Source organism: Pedobacter aquatilis (genome assembly GCF_032678405.1).
Classification (GTDB): domain Bacteria; phylum Bacteroidota; class Bacteroidia; order Sphingobacteriales; family Sphingobacteriaceae; genus Pedobacter; species Pedobacter aquatilis_A.
Map to the genome: position 1 here is coordinate 24,814 of NZ_JAVTSJ010000005.1, position 17,940 is coordinate 42,753.

Sequence of the window (17,940 nt, forward strand, 5' to 3'; positions counted from 1 at the left end):
CTGCAAATTGGAAACTGCCAACTGATTACGCTTCGCGGGTGATTACACCGATTATAAGATTACACTGTTTGATCATTGTTGAACTATGCTAAAAACCTTTTACCTTTTACCTTTTACCTTTTACCTTCTACCTCTATTTGCTATCTTTGCGGCAACATGAGTGATAACAGGTACAATCAGCGTGGCGTTTCTGCCTCAAAAGAAGATGTGCATAACGCCATCAAAAATATCGATAAAGGAATTTTCCCGAAAGCATTCTGCAAGATCATTCCAGACATTTTAGGCAACGAGGAAGATTTCTGCAACATTATGCATGCTGATGGTGCCGGTACCAAATCATCTTTAGCTTATGTTTACTGGAAAGAAACCGGCGATATCTCCGTTTGGAAAGGTATTGCCCAGGATGCCATCATCATGAATATAGATGACCTGATTTGCGTTGGAGCTACCGATAACATCCTTTTGTCGTCTACGATTGGCCGTAACAAAAACCTGATTCCCGGCGAAGTGATTGCAGCAGTGATTAACGGAACAGAGGAAATTCTGGCTGACTTACGCGAACAAGGCATTTCAATTTACTCTACCGGAGGTGAAACCGCTGATGTGGGCGACTTAGTGCGAACCATCATCGTTGATTCGACAGTAACCTGCAGAATGAAACGTGAAGACGTCATCAGTAATGACAACATTAAACCTGGTGATGTAGTTGTTGGTTTGGCTTCATCTGGTCAAGCTACCTACGAAACAGAATATAATGGTGGTATGGGTTCAAATGGATTAACTTCTGCCCGCCATGATGTATTCAATAAAACCATTGCCAACAGTTATCCTGAAAGTTTTGATCCTGCTGTTCCTTTTGACCTGGTATTTTCAGGAAAGAAAGGACTTACAGATGAAATAGATGTAGAAGGTTTTGGTAAAATCACTGCGGGCAAACTGGTACTTTCTCCTACCCGTACTTATGCACCAGTCATTAAGAAAATACTGGAAAGCTACCGCAGCCAGATTAATGGTATTGTACATTGCAGTGGTGGCGCACAAACTAAAGTGCTTCATTTCGTAAATGATAATATCCATGTCATTAAGGATAACCTCTTCCCTGTTCCGCCACTTTTTAAGCTTATTCAGGAAGAATCAGGAACAGACTGGAAAGAGATGTATAAAGTGTTTAATATGGGGCACAGAATGGAGCTATACGTGCCGCAGGAAATCGCAGCCGACATTATTGCGATCTCTCAAGGCTTCGGTATCGATGCACAGATTATCGGTCGCGTAGAAGAAGGTGAACAGAAGCAGGTAACGATTGAAAGTGAGAAGGGTACTTTTGTGTATAATTAGTACGCAGACTTATATGATATTAAAACCGGCCTTGAAACGTAAAGTTCAAGGCCGGTTTTGGTTTAAGGAGATTGAAAGTTGAGGCTACCTACTCCAAGATCCGTCATTCCCAGCCTGACTGGGAATCTTAAAGCGATGGATATGAAGAGGGTACTAACTTTTTACAGCATTAAGATTCCCGCCTGCGCGGGATACATCCCGTTCGTACGGGAATGACGACTGCCTAACCAGCCTAATTCCAATAAAAATCGGGATAGGCTGCCTGCATGGGAATGACGATCGTCCTAATAGCTCTATTTCTTTAAATATAGGAATGAGAGAGTACCTCTATACGAATACTCATAAATGAAACGACCCATTCCAAAATCCGTCATTTCCAGCTCGACTGGAAATCTTAAAGCTATGAAAATGAAGAGGCACTAACTTTCTACAGCATTAAGATTCCCGCCTGCGCGGCAATGACGACCGCCCAACCAGCCTAATTGCAATAAAAATCGAGAAGGGCTGCGTGGGAATGACAACCGATCAAATTGAAAAATCTTAAGCACAAAAAAAGCCCCAACCGATGGGTTGGGGCTTCTAAAACATTTGAGTAAGTTTTAGTTAAAGTTATAACGAACACCAAACTGCATGTAGTAAGTTGAAGAAATAGTTTGTGATGTACCATAAGTTTCACGAACTACATCATTACTTACTGTATTTAATCTAAACGTTGGTCTTGTTGTATCGTTAACTGCAGAAGCATTTGTCGGAACAAGGATTGATGAACTGTTAACGAAGTTTACGTTACCCCATTTACGGTTTAACAAGTTACCAAGGTTAAAGATATCAACAGTAAACTGGAATGAATTTTTAGTTTTACCGAAGTTTTTGAATACTTCCTGAGTAAATCTTAAATCGAATTGGTTTCTCCAAGGAAGTGTCGCACCGTTACGTTGTGCATACTCACCTCTGTGTTTGCTTAAATAAGGATCTTGTGCAATGTAAGCCTCGAAGATATCGCTTTGCTCTTGTGCAGTGTAAGTTCTAGCAGTTGCACCAGTTCCAACAGTTTGTGCTACGAAAGTAATTTCTGAAGCATTTCTAGGGATATAGATCAAGTCGTTTCCTGATACACCGTCACGGTTGAAATCGGCGTTATAAGTATACGAGAATCTTCCTTGTCTTGAACCTTGATAGAATAATGAGAATGAACTCGCTAAGTTTTTAAGGAACTCTTTACGATAAGAAATATTAGCAACAATACGATCAGGGTTTAAGTTATCTGAATAGCTTAATGTTGGCATATTCGGATTACCTGAAGTTTGTGGAATTGACCATAAGTTACCTAACTGGTCACCAGCACCATCACCAAAGTTACGTTGGTCTGATTTAGTATAAGCGATCATTGCACCGATACCATTACCAAACTGTTTTGTTAACTGCGCAGTAACCATCCAGTTGTAACCACCTTTTGAGTTAGTCATTTCTGTAACGTTTAATGCACTTGTACCATTTTGAACTGGTATACCTGCTGAGTTAATATCAACAACTTGTCTTCCAGCTACAGAGTTTGGATACATTGGTCTGTTATCAGGATATCCTGAGATATTTAAGTTTGTTGGGTTAACTAAGTTAACATTTTTAGCTACAGCAACATTTAAGTCTCTGCCATAGATACCTTCTAATGTACCTACGATACCCCATGGTAATTTAGCATCGAAAGCTAAACTTGATTTCCATGTTTGAGGTAATTTAAGTGTAGGAGACATTACACTGATTGTACCTGGGATACTTGTACCTGCAGCTGGTTTAGTTGAGGTAAGTAAATTAGGTGCAATACTTGGGTTGAAAGAAGGTGTATTGGCTTGTCCTGAATATACTTGTAAGTATTGTAATAAACCAGCATCACCTGATTGAGAAACAATCCATACAAATGGTACACGGCCAGTGAAGATACCTGAACCACCACGTACTTGTAACGAGCGGTCGCCATTCACATCCCAGTTAAAACCAAAACGTGGTGAGTAAGAGATTCTGTTTTCTGGTAAAACACCTGTATCAACTTTTTTGCCATCAGCAAAAGTTTGAGCTGCTACTAAAGGGTGAGTTCTGATTTCGGTAACATCTGGATAGCTTGCTCTTTCAAATCTGATACCAGCAGTTAATTTAAAACGATCAGTTACGTTAAACTCATCTTGTAAATAAGCTGAGTACTGGTTGAATTTGAAGCTTGGATAAGCCTGAGAACCATCAGCAGTTAAAGGATAAGTTACTGAATATTGTAATGGTTTTTGATTTGTGATAAAATCGTTCCATGAAGCGAAGGTATAGAAACCTGTACCATATCTCTGGAAACCATTTTTAGTAGTACTGAATTCTGCCTGTAAACCTAAAGTAATGTTATGTTTACCTAAAGCTAAACTTAAATCATCACTGTAAGTATAACCTTTAACATCTCTTAAGTTACCATAAGTAAATGCTTCGTAACCAAAAGTTGTTAAAACGTTACCAGCGTTTGCAGAAGATTGTGTTCCATCAAGAATATCTACCAATGGGAATGGAGAACTATCAGATGTACGAGGGTCGTTCTGGTGAGAATAAGTAGCACGCAATACGTTGGTTACTTTGCTACCAAAGTTTGAGTTTAACTCAGCTACACCTGAATACAAGTTTGCTGCCTGGTAGTAGTTTGAATTTGCGAAAGGTAAACCTGCGTTTCTAGCGGTACCTGATCTGCTGTTACCGTATGCTAAAGCACCTGTAACACCTGAGTTAGATACTGATGTACTTGCCGAAGAAGGTGATTTACTTTCTACCTGGTTGTAACGTACACTGAAACGGTGATTTTTAGAAATGTTCCAGTCTAAACGAGCAAACATTTTTTCGTTATCACTTACCTGAGAATAACCCTGATAAGGACCAGTAGCATAACCATAGTTGTTCAATAAATAAGAACTCACCTGGTTTAAGAAAGTTTCAGAAGCCTGTACTGCATTTGGGAAAGCAGTTGAGTAAGGTGTTGCTGCTGAAGAAGCAATTCTTTGTGTTCCTGGCTGAGTAGTAATTTTCTTCTCATAGTTGGCAAAGAAGAATAATTTATCTTTAATAATCGGACCACCTAAGCTGAAGCCGTAATTTTTCTCATCTAATTTCTGAAGAACAAGATCAGCTGTAGTACCACCTACTTTTTTTCCTTGTTGCTCATCACCACGCATGGTATAAAATGCATTTCCCTGGAAAGTATTGCTACCTGAACGGGTTACTGCACTAACTGCACCACCTGTAAAACCTGATTGACGTACATCATAAGGTGTAACGTTGATGGAAATCTGCTCTAACGCATCAATTGAGATTGGTGAACCACCTGCAGGGATGTTCTGACCAATACCAAACTGGTTGTTGAAGTTAGCACCATCTACAGTAAAGTTATTTGAACGGTAGTTACCACCACCAATTGAAGTACCGTTTGCCTGTGGCGTTAAACGTGTTAAATCGTTTACACTACGGGTAATGGTTGGTAACGACTGGATCTGTGCTTTGTTAACAACAGTACTTGCACCATTTCTATTTGAATTTAAAATTGAATTAGTACCCTGACCAACAATTTTAACTTCAGATAATGTTGCACTGTTATCAGTTAAAACAGTATTTAAAACATATGGCTCACCTAATTTTAAGTAAACTTCAGTTTGTTTTTCTGGCTTGTAACCTACGAAACTGATTTCGATGGTATAAGGACCACCAACACGCATACCACCAATGGTAAAGCGACCATCGTTGTTTGTAGATACGGTGTAAACTGTACCTGTTGGTGTGTGTGTAGCTTTAATGCTTGCACCAGGTAATGTCCCTTTGTCGTCCTTAATGGTTCCTGTCATAGACGATGTAGTTACCTGTGCATTTGCACCTAAGGTAATCCCTACAAAAGCCACGATAACAAGTACTAATCTTAAAAGTAAAGATTTCTTCATACTTTGATTTTTTAATTGTTTTGTTTTTGAATAATAAATCGATAATGAATTTATGCCGCAAATGTACTTATTAATTTTTAACACATTTTAACATTCAATGTTAAATTATTATTAACTATCACAAAACTTTTCAACAATTAACATCACTTTTAAATATTATAACTTTCAGTTTATCAATAACTTGCCTAATTGAATGAATTTTCAACAAAAAAGAATTGTATTATTTCAAAAAACCATATTAAATAATCTTTAACAATAATATTATTCAAAAAATAACCGGAAATTTTAACATTTCGAATTTATAGCCATTTAATTATCGGAAGCAACTGCAGGTACCTTACTAAAACAGAATATTTTACGCTTCCAGCTATCAAACAAAACCAAGTCTTTCCCGGGCAAAGGCGATTGCAGTATAATATTTTGGAGAGATCCATTAATAGATAATTACTTCCATATCGGCAAACATGAAATGATTGTAAATTTTACGCTTTTTAACCGTCTATCTTAAATTACCACCAAATCAATTAACATTTTTTTTATAGTTTTGGGGATTATAAGAAACTTGCGTTTTTTAAAATGTAATGCTGATATAGTTATAAAAGCGAGGGAAATCTATCATTAGAGCCTTCTCCTTAGCCGGAGATTACCATAATACAAAACAACTAAAAGAAATCTCTTTAAAATAGATATGAACTACGACGTTATTGTTTTAGGCAGCGGCCCAGGTGGTTACGTAGCTGCAATCAGAGCTTCACAATTAGGAATGAAAGTTGCCATTGTAGAGCGTGAATCATTAGGTGGTATTTGTTTAAACTGGGGCTGCATCCCTACAAAAGCACTTTTAAAAAGTGCTCAGGTTTTCGAATATATTAACCATGCTGCCGAGTATGGCATTACTACGGCAGAAGCTACTGCCGATTTTGCAGCTGTTGTAAAACGCAGTCGTGGTGTTGCTGATGGTATGAGTAAAGGCGTTCAGTTTTTAATGAAAAAAAATAAAATTGACGTGATCATGGGTACTGGTAAAGTAAAGCCAGGCAATAAACTAGAAGTTAAAGGCGCTGATGGCACTCAAAAAGAGTTAACAGCAAAAAATATTATCATTGCAACAGGTGCACGCTCAAGAGAGTTACCTAACCTGAAACAAGACGGCAAAAAAATTATCGGTTACCGCCAGGCAATGGTACTTCCTGAATTACCAAAGAGTATGGTTGTTGTAGGTTCTGGTGCCATTGGTGTTGAGTTTGCTTATTTCTATGCTACTATGGGTACAAAAGTAACCATTGTTGAGTTTATGGAAAACGTAGTACCGGTTGAAGACGAAGACGTTTCAAAACAATTATTGCGCAGCTTAAAGAAAACAGGTATCGATGTAATGACTTCAGCTTCTGTTGAGTCGGTTGATACCAGCGGTTCAGGCTGTAAAGTTTCGGTGAAAACGGCTTCAGGTATGCAAACCATCGAGGCGGATATCGTACTTTCTGCAGCGGGTATTGTGGCGAACATCGAAAATATCGGATTAGAAGAAACCGGTATCAAAACTGAAAAAGGCAAAATCGTTACCGACGAGTTTTACAACACTTCAGTAAAAGGTTATTATGCAATTGGTGATGTGGTAGGCGGACAAGCGCTTGCACACGTTGCCTCAGCAGAAGGTATTATCTGTGTAGAGAAAATTGCTGGCCAGCATGCTGAACCACTGGATTACAACAATATCCCAGGATGTACCTATTGCACACCAGAAATTGCTTCTGTAGGTTATACTGAAAAAGCAGCTAAAGCCGCTGGTTACGAATTGAAAATTGGTAAATTCCCATTCTCTGCATCGGGTAAAGCAAGTGCTGCAGGTGCTAAAGATGGTTTTGTAAAACTAATTTTCGATGCTAAATACGGCGAATTGCTTGGCGCACACATGATTGGTGCTAACGTTACCGAAATGATTGCTGAAATCGTGGTTGCCCGTAAACTTGAAACTACCGGACACGAAATGATAAAATCTGTTCACCCGCACCCAACCATGAGCGAAGCCATTATGGAAGCGGCCGCTGATGCCTACGGAGAAGTAATCCATTTGTAAGCAAAAGCAGAAAGCAGAAAGCTGAAAGCTCAAAGCTCAAAGCTAAAAGGCGAAAGCTCAAAGCTGAAAAGTGAAAGTTCAAGGCTGAAAGGCAACGAATAATAAAACTTAATTATCTTGAAAACCCTTTAGTTAGTTCTGAAGGGTTTTCTTATTTTTAGCCCATTCGTTTTCCTTATCACCATTTGATACTCGATACTTACTACTAGATACTTGATACTAAAAACCTGCTACTACACAAATGAAACTCCACACCATAGATACCGGACTATTTAAATTAGATGGCGGCGCAATGTTTGGCGTTGTACCTAAAGCAATATGGCAAAAAACCAACCCTGCCGATGCAAATAACCTTTGCACCTGGGCCATGCGCTGTCTTTTAATTGAAGATGGAAATAAGCTAACGCTGATTGATACCGGCATTGGTGATAAGCAGGATGAGAAGTTTTTCAGCCACTATTATTTACATGGCAACGATTCGATGGACAAATCGCTGCAGGCACTTGGTTTCAGCAGGGAGGATATTACTGACGTTTTCCTAACCCATCTGCATTTCGACCATGTTGGCGGGGCTATTATCCGTGATGGCGAGAAACTTATTCCAGCTTTTAAAAATGCCCACTACTGGAGCAATGAAAAACACTGGCAATGGGCAACTGAACCTAATGCAAGGGAAAAGGCATCATTTCTAAAAGAAAACATTTTACCTATCCAGGAAAGCGGGCAACTTAAGTTCGTAGCAGAAAAAGAAAATATTACCTGGCAGCCAGGCGTAAACATCAGCTTTGCCTACGGCCATACCGATGCCATGATGCTACCTAAAATAAACTATAAAGGCAGAACCATTGTTTACATGGCCGATTTATTGCCTTCGGTAGGTCACCTGCCCCTGCCCTACGTAATGGCTTACGATATGTTTCCTTTAAAAACCCTAACCGAAAAGCAAGCCTTTTTAGAAGAAGCCGTAAACCAGAACTATATCTTATACCTCGAACACGACCCGCTAAATGAATGCTGCACACTACAACGCACAGAAAAAGGAATCAGAGTGGCCGAGACTTTCAAACTTGCGGATATAGAAAGCTAAAAGGCGAAAGTTTAAAGAAAAAGGGTTAGTAGCCAGGGCTTAGGGCTTAGAACTAGAGTTCAATGATTTAAAACTGAAATGTAAAATCAGAGAGCAATTCCTATCCGGTAATTTCCATTTTCTATCAACCATTTCAAACCACTCATATTACATTACATCATCCATATTACATCTTACATCAACCATTAGCATTTATTTTCACTTTTATTTGTATTTAATCTAAATAATACCAATTTTTGTACCCAATGGAAAAAGCGTGTGTAGATATTAACGAACTGATTAACGTATTCTCAAATACCCAGGGCGCTGTTTATCAGTCGGATAAGTTAAACTGCTTTTATGTTGACTTCGGCGGAAAGTTTGCCCGTTACAACTGCCTTTCCCTTCAAAAGCTTAAAAAAGTTGTTGAAGACATTAATATCGAAGATTTATTACTAAATACCCGTAAAGCTGATTTCGAACTGGTAACTTTTAATGGTTGTGAACACATCTATTTATTAAGCGCATTAGAAATCATTGCTTTTAAAGATTTATTGCAAGGCACCTTTACCATGTTTAAACTTAACCACATGGTTAATGATTGTTTAAACAGATTGGTTGTTTAATCATCGCTGAAGTTTCCCTTTCCTCTCTTTACAGGCAAAACACTAATCCCATCCGGATCTTCCTGCCGCAATATAAAGCATCATTGTTTTAATCAAGGTATCCTTACACCAGATCACCTGTAACCAACACCTTACACTTGACTATCAAGCTCTTCCATCTTACATCTTACATCTTACATCATACATCATACATTCTACATTCTACACCTCCCATCTTTCATCCTTATTTAAACTCATTATAAATACTTGCTGATGAGCAATTTAGACTAATTTCATATAGCAAATAATTGATACAAATGAACAAATTCGCCTTACATTTGTATTGTTATTAAAGCACAACAACATGAAAGATCTAATGCGTATCAAATGTTTAATATCACAGGATATTGAAGCATTATTAAATCAGCAAATCAAGAAAGAGGCACACTCATCATCATTATATTTAGCAATGGCATCATGGTGTAACCAAAATGGTTACGATTTTTCTGCCGATTATTTCACAAACCAATCAGAAGAAGAAAGAGTACACCAGTTAAAATTGTTTAAATATGTCTTAGACATGGGTGGTAATGCTATTTCTCCGGAAGTAACAGGTATTAAAACGGATTTCGCAGGCTTCAGAGAAGTTTTTGAAGATGCTTTGGAAGCAGAAATTGCAATTACCCAGAGTTTCAAAAACATTTATGCTAAATGCCAGAAAGAACAAGATTTTGTTACTATGGAATTCTTAAACTGGTTCCTTAAAGAACAACGTGAAGAAGAATACAAAGCCCGCCGTGCTTTAGAATTATTCGAAGTAATTGGTGAAGAAGGAACAGGAAGATGGGAAATTGACAAACACGTTAATAAAATCACTTACTCAGAACAATAACTAACAAAACATATATTAGAGAAAGCTATTCCGATGAAAATTGAGATAGCTTTTTTTTTATTTTAAGGCTAAGTCCTCCAAATCCTCCTTAAAAAATAAAGCTTCTCCAAATGGAGAAGCTTTTTGGTTTAGTTTAGGTTGTTTGGTTTATGTTGATTATGAATAATTCTTAAGATTTTTATAAAAAAAGCGCCGTTACCAGCGCTTTTTTTAAACCAAATATATAATAATAATTAACGAGCATTACAAATGTACGAACATTATCGACATAAACAAGAAAATAATTCAATTTCTTCATAAAAAATACCTTAAAAAACATAATCACCTAAAAATAAACCAAAAAATAACATATAAATAAATAGTTATTAGTTAATTTTATATTTTTTATATAAAAAAACAATACTATTTACAACTAAAAATTATACTTTAAGGAAATATTTAAGTCAAATGATAGAAAATTTTATAAAAAATTACTTAAATCATCCAAATACCTACGATGAAATGTTCTTGAATAGCGATAATTACAGAAATCACTATTCAAATTTCATCAATAATTTCGCTAAAGAATCACTCGACAATTTAAACAAAAAAGAAGAACTGGCTAAAAAACTATTCATGAGCCAGGGGATTACCTTTACAGTTTATGATAGCGGCGAAGGAATTGAGAAAATTTTCCCTTTCGACATTATTCCGCGTATTATCACTTCCGGAGAATGGTCTTTTATCGAAAAAGGGATCAAACAGCGTTTAAAAGCATTAAACCTTTTCCTTAAAGATGTTTACAGCAATCAGTTTATTTTAAAAGATAAAATTGTTCCGATAAACGTAATCTATTCATGCCCGCATTTCTTAAGAGAAATGCACAACGTTAATGTATTGCATGATATTTATATCCATATTGCCGGCATAGATTTGATACGCGACCATGATGGCACCTTTTATGTACTTGAAGATAACCTGCGCACGCCCTCAGGTGTGAGCTACATGCTCGAAAACCGTGAAATTACCAAGAGGCTTTTTCCTGACCTCATCCCGCAATGCGGTGTAAGGAGTGTAACTGAATATCCGGCAATCCTTTACAAAAACTTAATGGCCCTTTCGCCAAGAGCCGTTTCTAATCCAACCATTGTGATGCTGAGTCCAGGTATGTATAACTCGGCCTATTATGAACATACTACATTAGCCCGTTTAATGGGCGTTGAACTGGTAGAGGGCAGAGATTTGGTGGTTAAAAACCAGAAAGTATTCATGAAAACCACTACCGGATTACAACAGATAGATGTAATTTACCGTCGTGTTGATGACGACTATTTAGATCCGCTGGTGTTTAACCCGAACAGCGTTTTAGGTGTAGCGGGCTTAATGGCTGCTTACAGGAAAGGCAACGTTGCGATTATTAATGCTGTTGGAAATGGTGTTGCCGATGATAAAGCGGTTTACACCTATGTGCCCGACATGATAAAATATTACCTTAATGAAGAGCCCATATTAAAAAATGTACCCACTTACCAGCTCAGCAATCCGGATGAGCTTAAATATGTATTTGAGCATATTAATAAAATGGTAATAAAAAAAACTAATGGAAGCGGTGGTTACGGCATGCTGATGGGGCATGCTGCATGCGAGCAGGAAATTGCCGAATATAAACTTGAAATACTAAAAGACCCAAGAAATTTTATTGCACAACCAACTATAAGCCTCTCTTCTGCCCCATGCTTTATTAACGGAAAGCTTTCACCCAGAAGAATCGACCTGAGACCTTTTGCATTAAACGGGCCAGATGGCATTTCTATTGTGCCGGGTGGCCTTACCAGGGTAGCCCTAAAAGAAGGCTCGCTCGTGGTAAACAGCTCTCAGGGCGGTGGCAGCAAAGACACATGGGTATTAACTTCTTAGAATAACAATATGTTAAGTAGAGTAGCATCGAGCTTATATTGGTTAAGCAGATACGTAGAGCGCAGCGACGGTATGTTGCGCATGTTAAAAATCAATTATGCTTCCGCACAGGATACTATTCAGGAGTTTACCTGGAAACCCGTTATCAGGATTTTCTCTTCTGATGATGAGAATGAACTATTAAGCATCCAGCACGACAGCCGTGCTGTAATCGAATACCTGTTATTGAACAAAGAAAACCCAAATTCGATTTTAAATATTATTACCCTTGCCAGAGAAAATGCCAGGAGTGTTCAGGAGCACATTCCAAAAGATTTATGGCAATGCCTAAATGAATATTACCATACTGTAAAAGATGACAAACTACTGTGGTACGTGCAGAAAGACGACCCCATAACTGCTCTTGACAGTTTGATAAAACAGGTTATGCTTTACCATGGCACGGCCGACAGCGCCATGGAACGAGGTGAAAGCCGTAGTTTTATGAAAATTGGTAAGCACCTTGAAAGAAGTATCCAATCGGTAGATATCCTCGATATTAAGTTCAGTTCCATCAGCACCAATCCAGATTTGTTAACCGATATTGCCTACTGGAAACACCTATTGCTTTCACTTGGTGGTTACGAACTTTACCTTAAAACATACCGGCAAGGGTTTGACGCAAAAAACATCATCGAATTGGTAATGCTCAATAACGATTTTCCACGTTCTGCCCTTTATTCGATGAACAATATCGAAAGGTATTTTGGACGTTTAAAGAGCGAAAACAATATTGAACATTACAACAACCTGTCGTTTAAAATAGGCCGTTTAAAAAGCATGATTACCTACAGTTCGGTAAACACTATGGGCGAGGAACAATTACATGATTACCTGACACAAATCCGATCGGAACTTTACGGTATCGGAAATGCATTGAATGAATATTATTTCGCAAACTCATAAAGCCATACTTTAATTTACAAACAGAATAACAACGCATTTATGCCAGTTTTTAAAATTAAACACATTACCAACTATAAATACGAATCGCCGGTAAGGGATAGCGCAAATCAAATCATCCTGTTCCCGATAAAAGACGAATTCCAGAAGGTTGTACAGCACGACCTGAACATTTCGGGCAGCCCTGAAATTGAAATCTTTATCGATTACTATGGAAACGAAGTAGGCACTTTTACACAAAACGAACCACACAATCAGTTAAAGATTTTTTCGAAGGTAAGTGTCGAAACTTCAGCGAAACCTTTACCGCAAGACGATATTTTTAGCAGTGCACAATGGAACAGCCTGGAAGAAATAAAGTACGAAGTTCCTTTTATAGACTATTTGAGACAGGAAATTTTCAAGGGAATTGATACATTAACAACAACAGCACTATCGATTAAAGACAGGGAAGATACCCCCTATCAAGCTTCAATTAAATATTGTGCTCATGTATTTAATAATTATGAATACATTAAAGGCATTACTGCCGTAGATACCACTATAGAAGAAATACTTAAACTCAAAGCAGGGGTATGCCAGGACTTTGCGCATATTTTAACAGCTATGTTAAGGTTAACGGGAATTCCTGCACGGTATGTGAGTGGCTATATCTGCCCTAACCGGGATGGCATGCGTGGTGAAGGCGCAACTCATGCCTGGGCAGAAGCTTTTATACCAGAATACGGGTGGCTGGGCCTCGACCCAACAAATAACTGCATTGCCAACGAGAACCATGTTCGCCTGGCTGTGGGCAGAAATTTCGCCGATTGCTCTCCGGTTAAGGGTGTTTATAAAGGTGAATTCGAACACGTACTTGAGGTAAATGTATCGGTGGGTTATAATGATGAGGATTTAAACGACAACGAAAACTATTTCCAGCCTAAAGAAATAAACTACCCTAAACCTTCTGCCACACTAACAACTGCCCGTAAAAAAAACAGCTACCAGCAATACATGGAAGCTATCCAGCAGCAGCAACAGCAATAACAATAAGCCGGAGTTAAAGATGAGGTAAGTTTACCTATTCAGTCCTACAATCCGGATGCATAAAAGCCATTGGGTGAATAACAGCAATTTGCTTATATTCATACAATGGCTTTTGCTTTATAATGAAAAAGAATACAGGGTTTACCAATTGATAAATAACCAATTAACAATGACTAATTAGCAGTTGGTAGTTAAAAATGAACGATTAAACCATCCAAACATGAATAAAATTAAAATAGGATTTTTAGCAGTTTTGAGCACGGCAGTGTTTTCGAATTGTAAAGAAGATAAACAAACTTCAGTATTAGGCCCGATAGCTGCTGAAACAATAAAATCACATGTAGCAGTTTTAGCCAATGATTCGCTTGAAGGGAGAAAACCTTTTACAGCAGGCGAAACGAAGACGGTCAATTACATTACTTTTGAGTTAAAAAAAGTTGGTATTGAGCCTGGTAACGGCGACAGTTATATCCAGAAGGTACCCATGGTGGAGGTTACTTCCACCCCTTCGGCGACGATGGAGGTTACCGGACCAAAAGGAAATATGTCTTTTAAAGCCGTAAAAGATTTTGTAGCTTTTACCCGTCGCGAGCAAGATAGCATTCAACTCAAAAACTCGCCTCTTGTTTTTGCAGGTTACGGCATTGTTGCTCCTGAATTTAAATGGAATGATTATAAAAATTTAGATGTTAAAGGGAAAACCGTAGTGGTTTTAATCAGCGATCCAGGTTTTAAAGCTAACGATAAAACAATATTTCGTGGCGACACCATGACTTACTACGGCCGCTGGACCTATAAGTTTGAAGAAGCAGCGCGACAAGGTGCTGCAGGCATCATCATTATTCATCAAACCGAACCTGCAAGTTATGGCTGGCAGGTAATTACGAGCAGCAACACGGGTTCAAGGCTCTATTTACAGTCGGCAGATAAATACAAGTCGCGCTGTAAACTCGAAGGATGGATAACGGAAGAGGCCGCTACGAAACTACTCGCAAATGCAGGCATAAAAGGCGATATCAGGGCTTATGCCCGAAGAAAAGATTTCAAAGCCGTACCGCTTAATCAATCAGTTACCGTTGGCTTGCAGAACAAATACAAATATTCCACTTCGCAAAATGTCGTGGGCAAAATAACGGGTAGTAAACGCCCTGAAGAAACCATTATCTACACCGCCCATTGGGATCACTTAGGTATCGGCAAGGCCGTTAACGGCGATTCTGTTTACAATGGTGCAGTAGATAATGCCAGCGGCATTGCCGCAATGTTAGCAATTGCCAAAGCATTTAACGAGACAAAAGAAAAACCCGAACGTACAATTGTTTTCCTGGCGGTAACCGCCGAAGAACAGGGCTTGCTAGGTTCCGAATACTATGCTTTAAATCCACTTTATCCTTTAAATAAAACGGTAGCCGACCTGAATATGGATGCACTGGGCTTTTATGGTGAAACGGAAGACATCTCCATAAAAGGGAAAGGACAAAATGCTATCGAAGATTACATTATTGCAGTTTTAAAGCAGCATAAGCTTACCGCAGTCGGTGATACCAGGCCCGGCGCCGGCAGCTATTACCGTTCAGACCATTTTAACTTTGCCAAAGTAGGTGTACCGGCAATCGATATTGTTAATGGTTTCAATAGCAAGGAACATGGCGTCGATTGGGGTAAAAAACAAAGATTAGCTTATAATGAAAAAGATTACCACCAGCCTTCTGACAATTATACACCAGAGATGAATACTGCTGGTTTTGCTCAAATTGCTAATATTTTATTTAGTGTTGGTCATAAATTAAGCAATGAAACAACTTTTCCGGGCTGGAAAAAAGGCTCAGAGTTTAAAGCGGCGAGAGACGAATCGATGCGTAAATAATTTCTTATTTCAGGTATCCTTTAAAATCAAAAAAAAACGGCACTTAAAAAATCTTACACCATGAAAAAATTATCGCTCTTACTAATTTTCACAGGAATTAACCTCTTTGCTTCTGCACAAAACCTCATCCAGGTAAAAGATTCAGCAGGCAATATCGGCTATAAAGATAAAAGCGGGAAGTTAGTTATCCCTTATAAGTACCGAATTGCAGGCGAGTTCTCAGAAGGGCTTGCCTATGTTTGGGAAAAAGAAAAAGGCGAGGGATTTATCAATAACCAGGGTGAAGTGGTCATCCCGTTAATGTACGAAGATACCCAGGATTTTCACGAAGGTGTTGCAGCGGTTAAACTCAATAAAAAATGGGGTTATGTTGATAAAAGCGGAAAACAAATCGTTCCGTTTATTTACAGTAAGGTTGGAAATTTCAGCGAAGGGTTGGCTTATGTGGCATTGGTTTACGGAGAGGGCTATGGCTATATTAACCAAAAAGGGGAAATGGTTATACCCGTGCAGTTTAAGAGTGCATACCCTTTTTCTGATGGAGTAGCCATGGTGGATACCAAACAAAAGTGGGCACAACATATAGATAAAACCGGTAAAATACTGGAAGATAACAAAACCCAAACCAGTACAACAACAGCGCAAAACCAGGATAAACCTGTGCAAAATCTTTACATTGGATACAAGAACGGGCTTTTTGGCTACAGCGATAACACCGGCGCTATGGTAATCCCATACAAATACACCCAGGCAGGACGATTTTCAGAAGGGCTGGCACATGTATGGGCTGAAGGCAAAGGCTTCGGTTATATTGATAGCAGCGACAAATTGATTATCCCATATAGCTATGAGAATGCACAGGAGTTTTATGAAGGCCTGGCAGCGGTAAAGATTAAGGATAAATGGGGATATATCGACAAAAAGGGAAACCAGGTAATTTCGCCTATGTATGATAAGGTTGATGAATTCAGAGAAGGTTTAGTCGCTGTAAAACTGAACGGAAACTGGGGTTATATTGATAAAAAAGGCAGCCAGGTTGTGCCTTTTGAATACAATGTTATTAGTCCGTTTAGCCAGGGCCTGGCTGCCGTTTTTAAATACGGGCAAGGTTTCGGTTATATTGATAATAAAGGAAAGGTCGTTATTCCACTGCAATACAAAACTGCTTCTGTATTTGCCACAGATGGGACCGCAAAGGTAGGTACGGCAACAAAAGAGGGGCTTCGTATCGACAAAATGGGAAAGCTAATTAACGATGAAAGCCAAATCACTGTTACAAAAATGCAAAGCAGTTCTCCGGAACAAGCATGTTTACTCGCCGCCCAATTACTGAAAAGCCAGGGTAGCAAAAATGAAGCCATCGCCTTATTGAGGAAATACGATAAAAAAGGCAATATTCCTTCTGCATCCTACTACCTGGCGCAAGGTTTCCAAAACGGCCAAATCAACGCCGGTAAAAAAGAAATCGATTCGGCCATTTACTATTACCAAAAAGCCGCAACACAAGGTTATCAGGCGGCCATGTATCCCTTAGGATTACTGTATGAGTATGCTACCGGAAATGATTACCCCACACCAGTAGCCCAAAATATGTTTGCTTATTTAATTGATAACAAAAAAGCCCGTTATTGGTACAATGAATTTGCAAAAACCGGTAATCAGCTCGCTTTAATAAAAGTAAATTCTTTAGACAAAGTCATTAAAACAACTGAAGCTTCAGATGCTTATGCTAAAGGTTATGATGCTTTTGACGCTAAAAATTACGAAGAAGCTTACCGATGGTGGAAAATTTCAGCCTTTGAAGGAAATAATGCATCAGCCTATTTTGGCCTAGCCATTCTCCATCATTTGGGCAAGGCTCCTAACAACAGCTATACAACAGCCATGGAATATTACCAGAAGGCTGCCGATATGGGCATAAAAGATGCTTTAACGGAAAAACAAAAAATAAAAGATTACCTGAATGCAGTAGAGCTGGCACGTCAAAAAGCTGCAACAGCAGCGACGACAACTTCGAGAACAAGCTCAGGCTCCTCTCAAGGAGAATCTTATGACGAATGGTGGCAAAAAACCTATGGCAAAGGGGGCACACAAAATAGTTCGCCAATGCCTAACAACAACATTCCGCAAGCCACTTACAGAACAGGAAAGCAATCCGAGTCAGACAGGCATCAGCAAGCGATGGATGCTTTGCAACGTTCAATAGAACGGCAGCAAAGCAGAGATTATACCAGAAAAAATCAATAAACAGTTGGCGGTTTTCAGTTGGCAGTTA

Annotated in this window: 11 protein-coding genes; 10 read left to right on the forward strand and 1 reads right to left on the reverse strand. The window is 38.7% G+C overall.

Going from position 1 to position 17,940, the window contains the following annotated elements:
- The first annotated feature begins 156 nt into the window (after positions 1-156).
- Positions 157-1,338, forward strand: a complete 1,182-nt coding sequence (locus tag R2R71_RS13875; protein ID WP_316831879.1) for an AIR synthase related protein — start codon at positions 157-159, stop codon at positions 1,336-1,338.
- A 599-nt stretch (positions 1,339-1,937) separates the two neighbouring features.
- On the opposite strand, the gene R2R71_RS13880 is transcribed toward R2R71_RS13875, so the two are convergent.
- Positions 1,938-5,291, reverse strand: coding sequence for a TonB-dependent receptor domain-containing protein (locus R2R71_RS13880; RefSeq protein WP_316831880.1), 3,354 nt, complete (start codon positions 5,289-5,291; stop codon positions 1,938-1,940).
- A 688-nt stretch (positions 5,292-5,979) separates the two neighbouring features.
- Here R2R71_RS13880 and lpdA point away from each other — a divergent pair.
- The 9 genes from lpdA to R2R71_RS13925 all read left to right on the forward strand — a co-directional run bounded on the left by lpdA (position 5,980) and on the right by R2R71_RS13925 (position 17,912).
- Complete coding sequence (gene lpdA / locus R2R71_RS13885) at positions 5,980-7,368, forward strand: dihydrolipoyl dehydrogenase (RefSeq protein WP_316831881.1); 1,389 nt, start codon at positions 5,980-5,982, stop codon at positions 7,366-7,368.
- A 241-nt stretch (positions 7,369-7,609) separates the two neighbouring features.
- On the forward strand, positions 7,610-8,455 hold the full coding sequence (locus tag R2R71_RS13890; RefSeq protein ID WP_316831882.1) for an MBL fold metallo-hydrolase: 846 nt from the start codon (positions 7,610-7,612) through the stop codon (positions 8,453-8,455).
- A gap of 245 nt (positions 8,456-8,700) precedes the next feature.
- A complete protein-coding gene (locus R2R71_RS13895) occupies positions 8,701-9,060 on the forward strand; it encodes a hypothetical protein (RefSeq protein WP_316831883.1) in 360 nt (119 codons plus the stop codon).
- 343 nt (positions 9,061-9,403) lie between these two features.
- On the forward strand, positions 9,404-9,931 hold the full coding sequence (locus tag R2R71_RS13900) for a ferritin (RefSeq protein WP_316831884.1): 528 nt from the start codon (positions 9,404-9,406) through the stop codon (positions 9,929-9,931).
- A gap of 447 nt (positions 9,932-10,378) precedes the next feature.
- Positions 10,379-11,827 carry a circularly permuted type 2 ATP-grasp protein gene (locus R2R71_RS13905; RefSeq protein ID WP_316831885.1) on the forward strand — a complete coding sequence of 483 codons (1,449 nt, stop codon included), beginning with the start codon at positions 10,379-10,381 and terminating at the stop codon, positions 11,825-11,827.
- Between the two features lie 9 nt (positions 11,828-11,836).
- Positions 11,837-12,772: an alpha-E domain-containing protein gene (locus tag R2R71_RS13910; protein ID WP_316831886.1), complete on the forward strand. Its 936-nt coding sequence runs from the start codon at positions 11,837-11,839 to the stop codon at positions 12,770-12,772.
- A gap of 39 nt (positions 12,773-12,811) precedes the next feature.
- Positions 12,812-13,798 (forward strand): transglutaminase family protein, encoded by a 987-nt coding sequence (locus R2R71_RS13915; RefSeq protein ID WP_316831887.1) that lies wholly within the window; start codon positions 12,812-12,814, stop codon positions 13,796-13,798.
- A gap of 220 nt (positions 13,799-14,018) precedes the next feature.
- Positions 14,019-15,665, forward strand: coding sequence for a M28 family metallopeptidase (locus tag R2R71_RS13920; protein ID WP_316831888.1), 1,647 nt, complete (start codon positions 14,019-14,021; stop codon positions 15,663-15,665).
- A gap of 60 nt (positions 15,666-15,725) precedes the next feature.
- Positions 15,726-17,912, forward strand: a complete 2,187-nt coding sequence (locus R2R71_RS13925; RefSeq protein ID WP_316831889.1) for an SEL1-like repeat protein — start codon at positions 15,726-15,728, stop codon at positions 17,910-17,912.
- The last annotated feature ends 28 nt before the right edge of the window (positions 17,913-17,940 follow it).

Excerpts from the sequence above, each read along its gene's own strand:
- R2R71_RS13875 (WP_316831879.1), top strand. The coding sequence starts at position 157 with ATGAGTGATAACAGGTACAATCAGCGTGGCGTTTCTGCCTCAAAAGAA.
- R2R71_RS13880 (WP_316831880.1), bottom strand. The coding sequence starts at position 5,291 with ATGAAGAAATCTTTACTTTTAAGATTAGTACTTGTTATCGTGGCTTTT.
- lpdA (WP_316831881.1), top strand. The coding sequence starts at position 5,980 with ATGAACTACGACGTTATTGTTTTAGGCAGCGGCCCAGGTGGTTACGTA.
- R2R71_RS13890 (WP_316831882.1), top strand. The coding sequence starts at position 7,610 with ATGAAACTCCACACCATAGATACCGGACTATTTAAATTAGATGGCGGC.
- R2R71_RS13895 (WP_316831883.1), top strand. The coding sequence starts at position 8,701 with ATGGAAAAAGCGTGTGTAGATATTAACGAACTGATTAACGTATTCTCA.
- R2R71_RS13900 (WP_316831884.1), top strand. The coding sequence starts at position 9,404 with ATGAAAGATCTAATGCGTATCAAATGTTTAATATCACAGGATATTGAA.
- R2R71_RS13905 (WP_316831885.1), top strand. The coding sequence starts at position 10,379 with ATGATAGAAAATTTTATAAAAAATTACTTAAATCATCCAAATACCTAC.
- R2R71_RS13910 (WP_316831886.1), top strand. The coding sequence starts at position 11,837 with ATGTTAAGTAGAGTAGCATCGAGCTTATATTGGTTAAGCAGATACGTA.
- R2R71_RS13915 (WP_316831887.1), top strand. The coding sequence starts at position 12,812 with ATGCCAGTTTTTAAAATTAAACACATTACCAACTATAAATACGAATCG.
- R2R71_RS13920 (WP_316831888.1), top strand. The coding sequence starts at position 14,019 with ATGAATAAAATTAAAATAGGATTTTTAGCAGTTTTGAGCACGGCAGTG.
- R2R71_RS13925 (WP_316831889.1), top strand. The coding sequence starts at position 15,726 with ATGAAAAAATTATCGCTCTTACTAATTTTCACAGGAATTAACCTCTTT.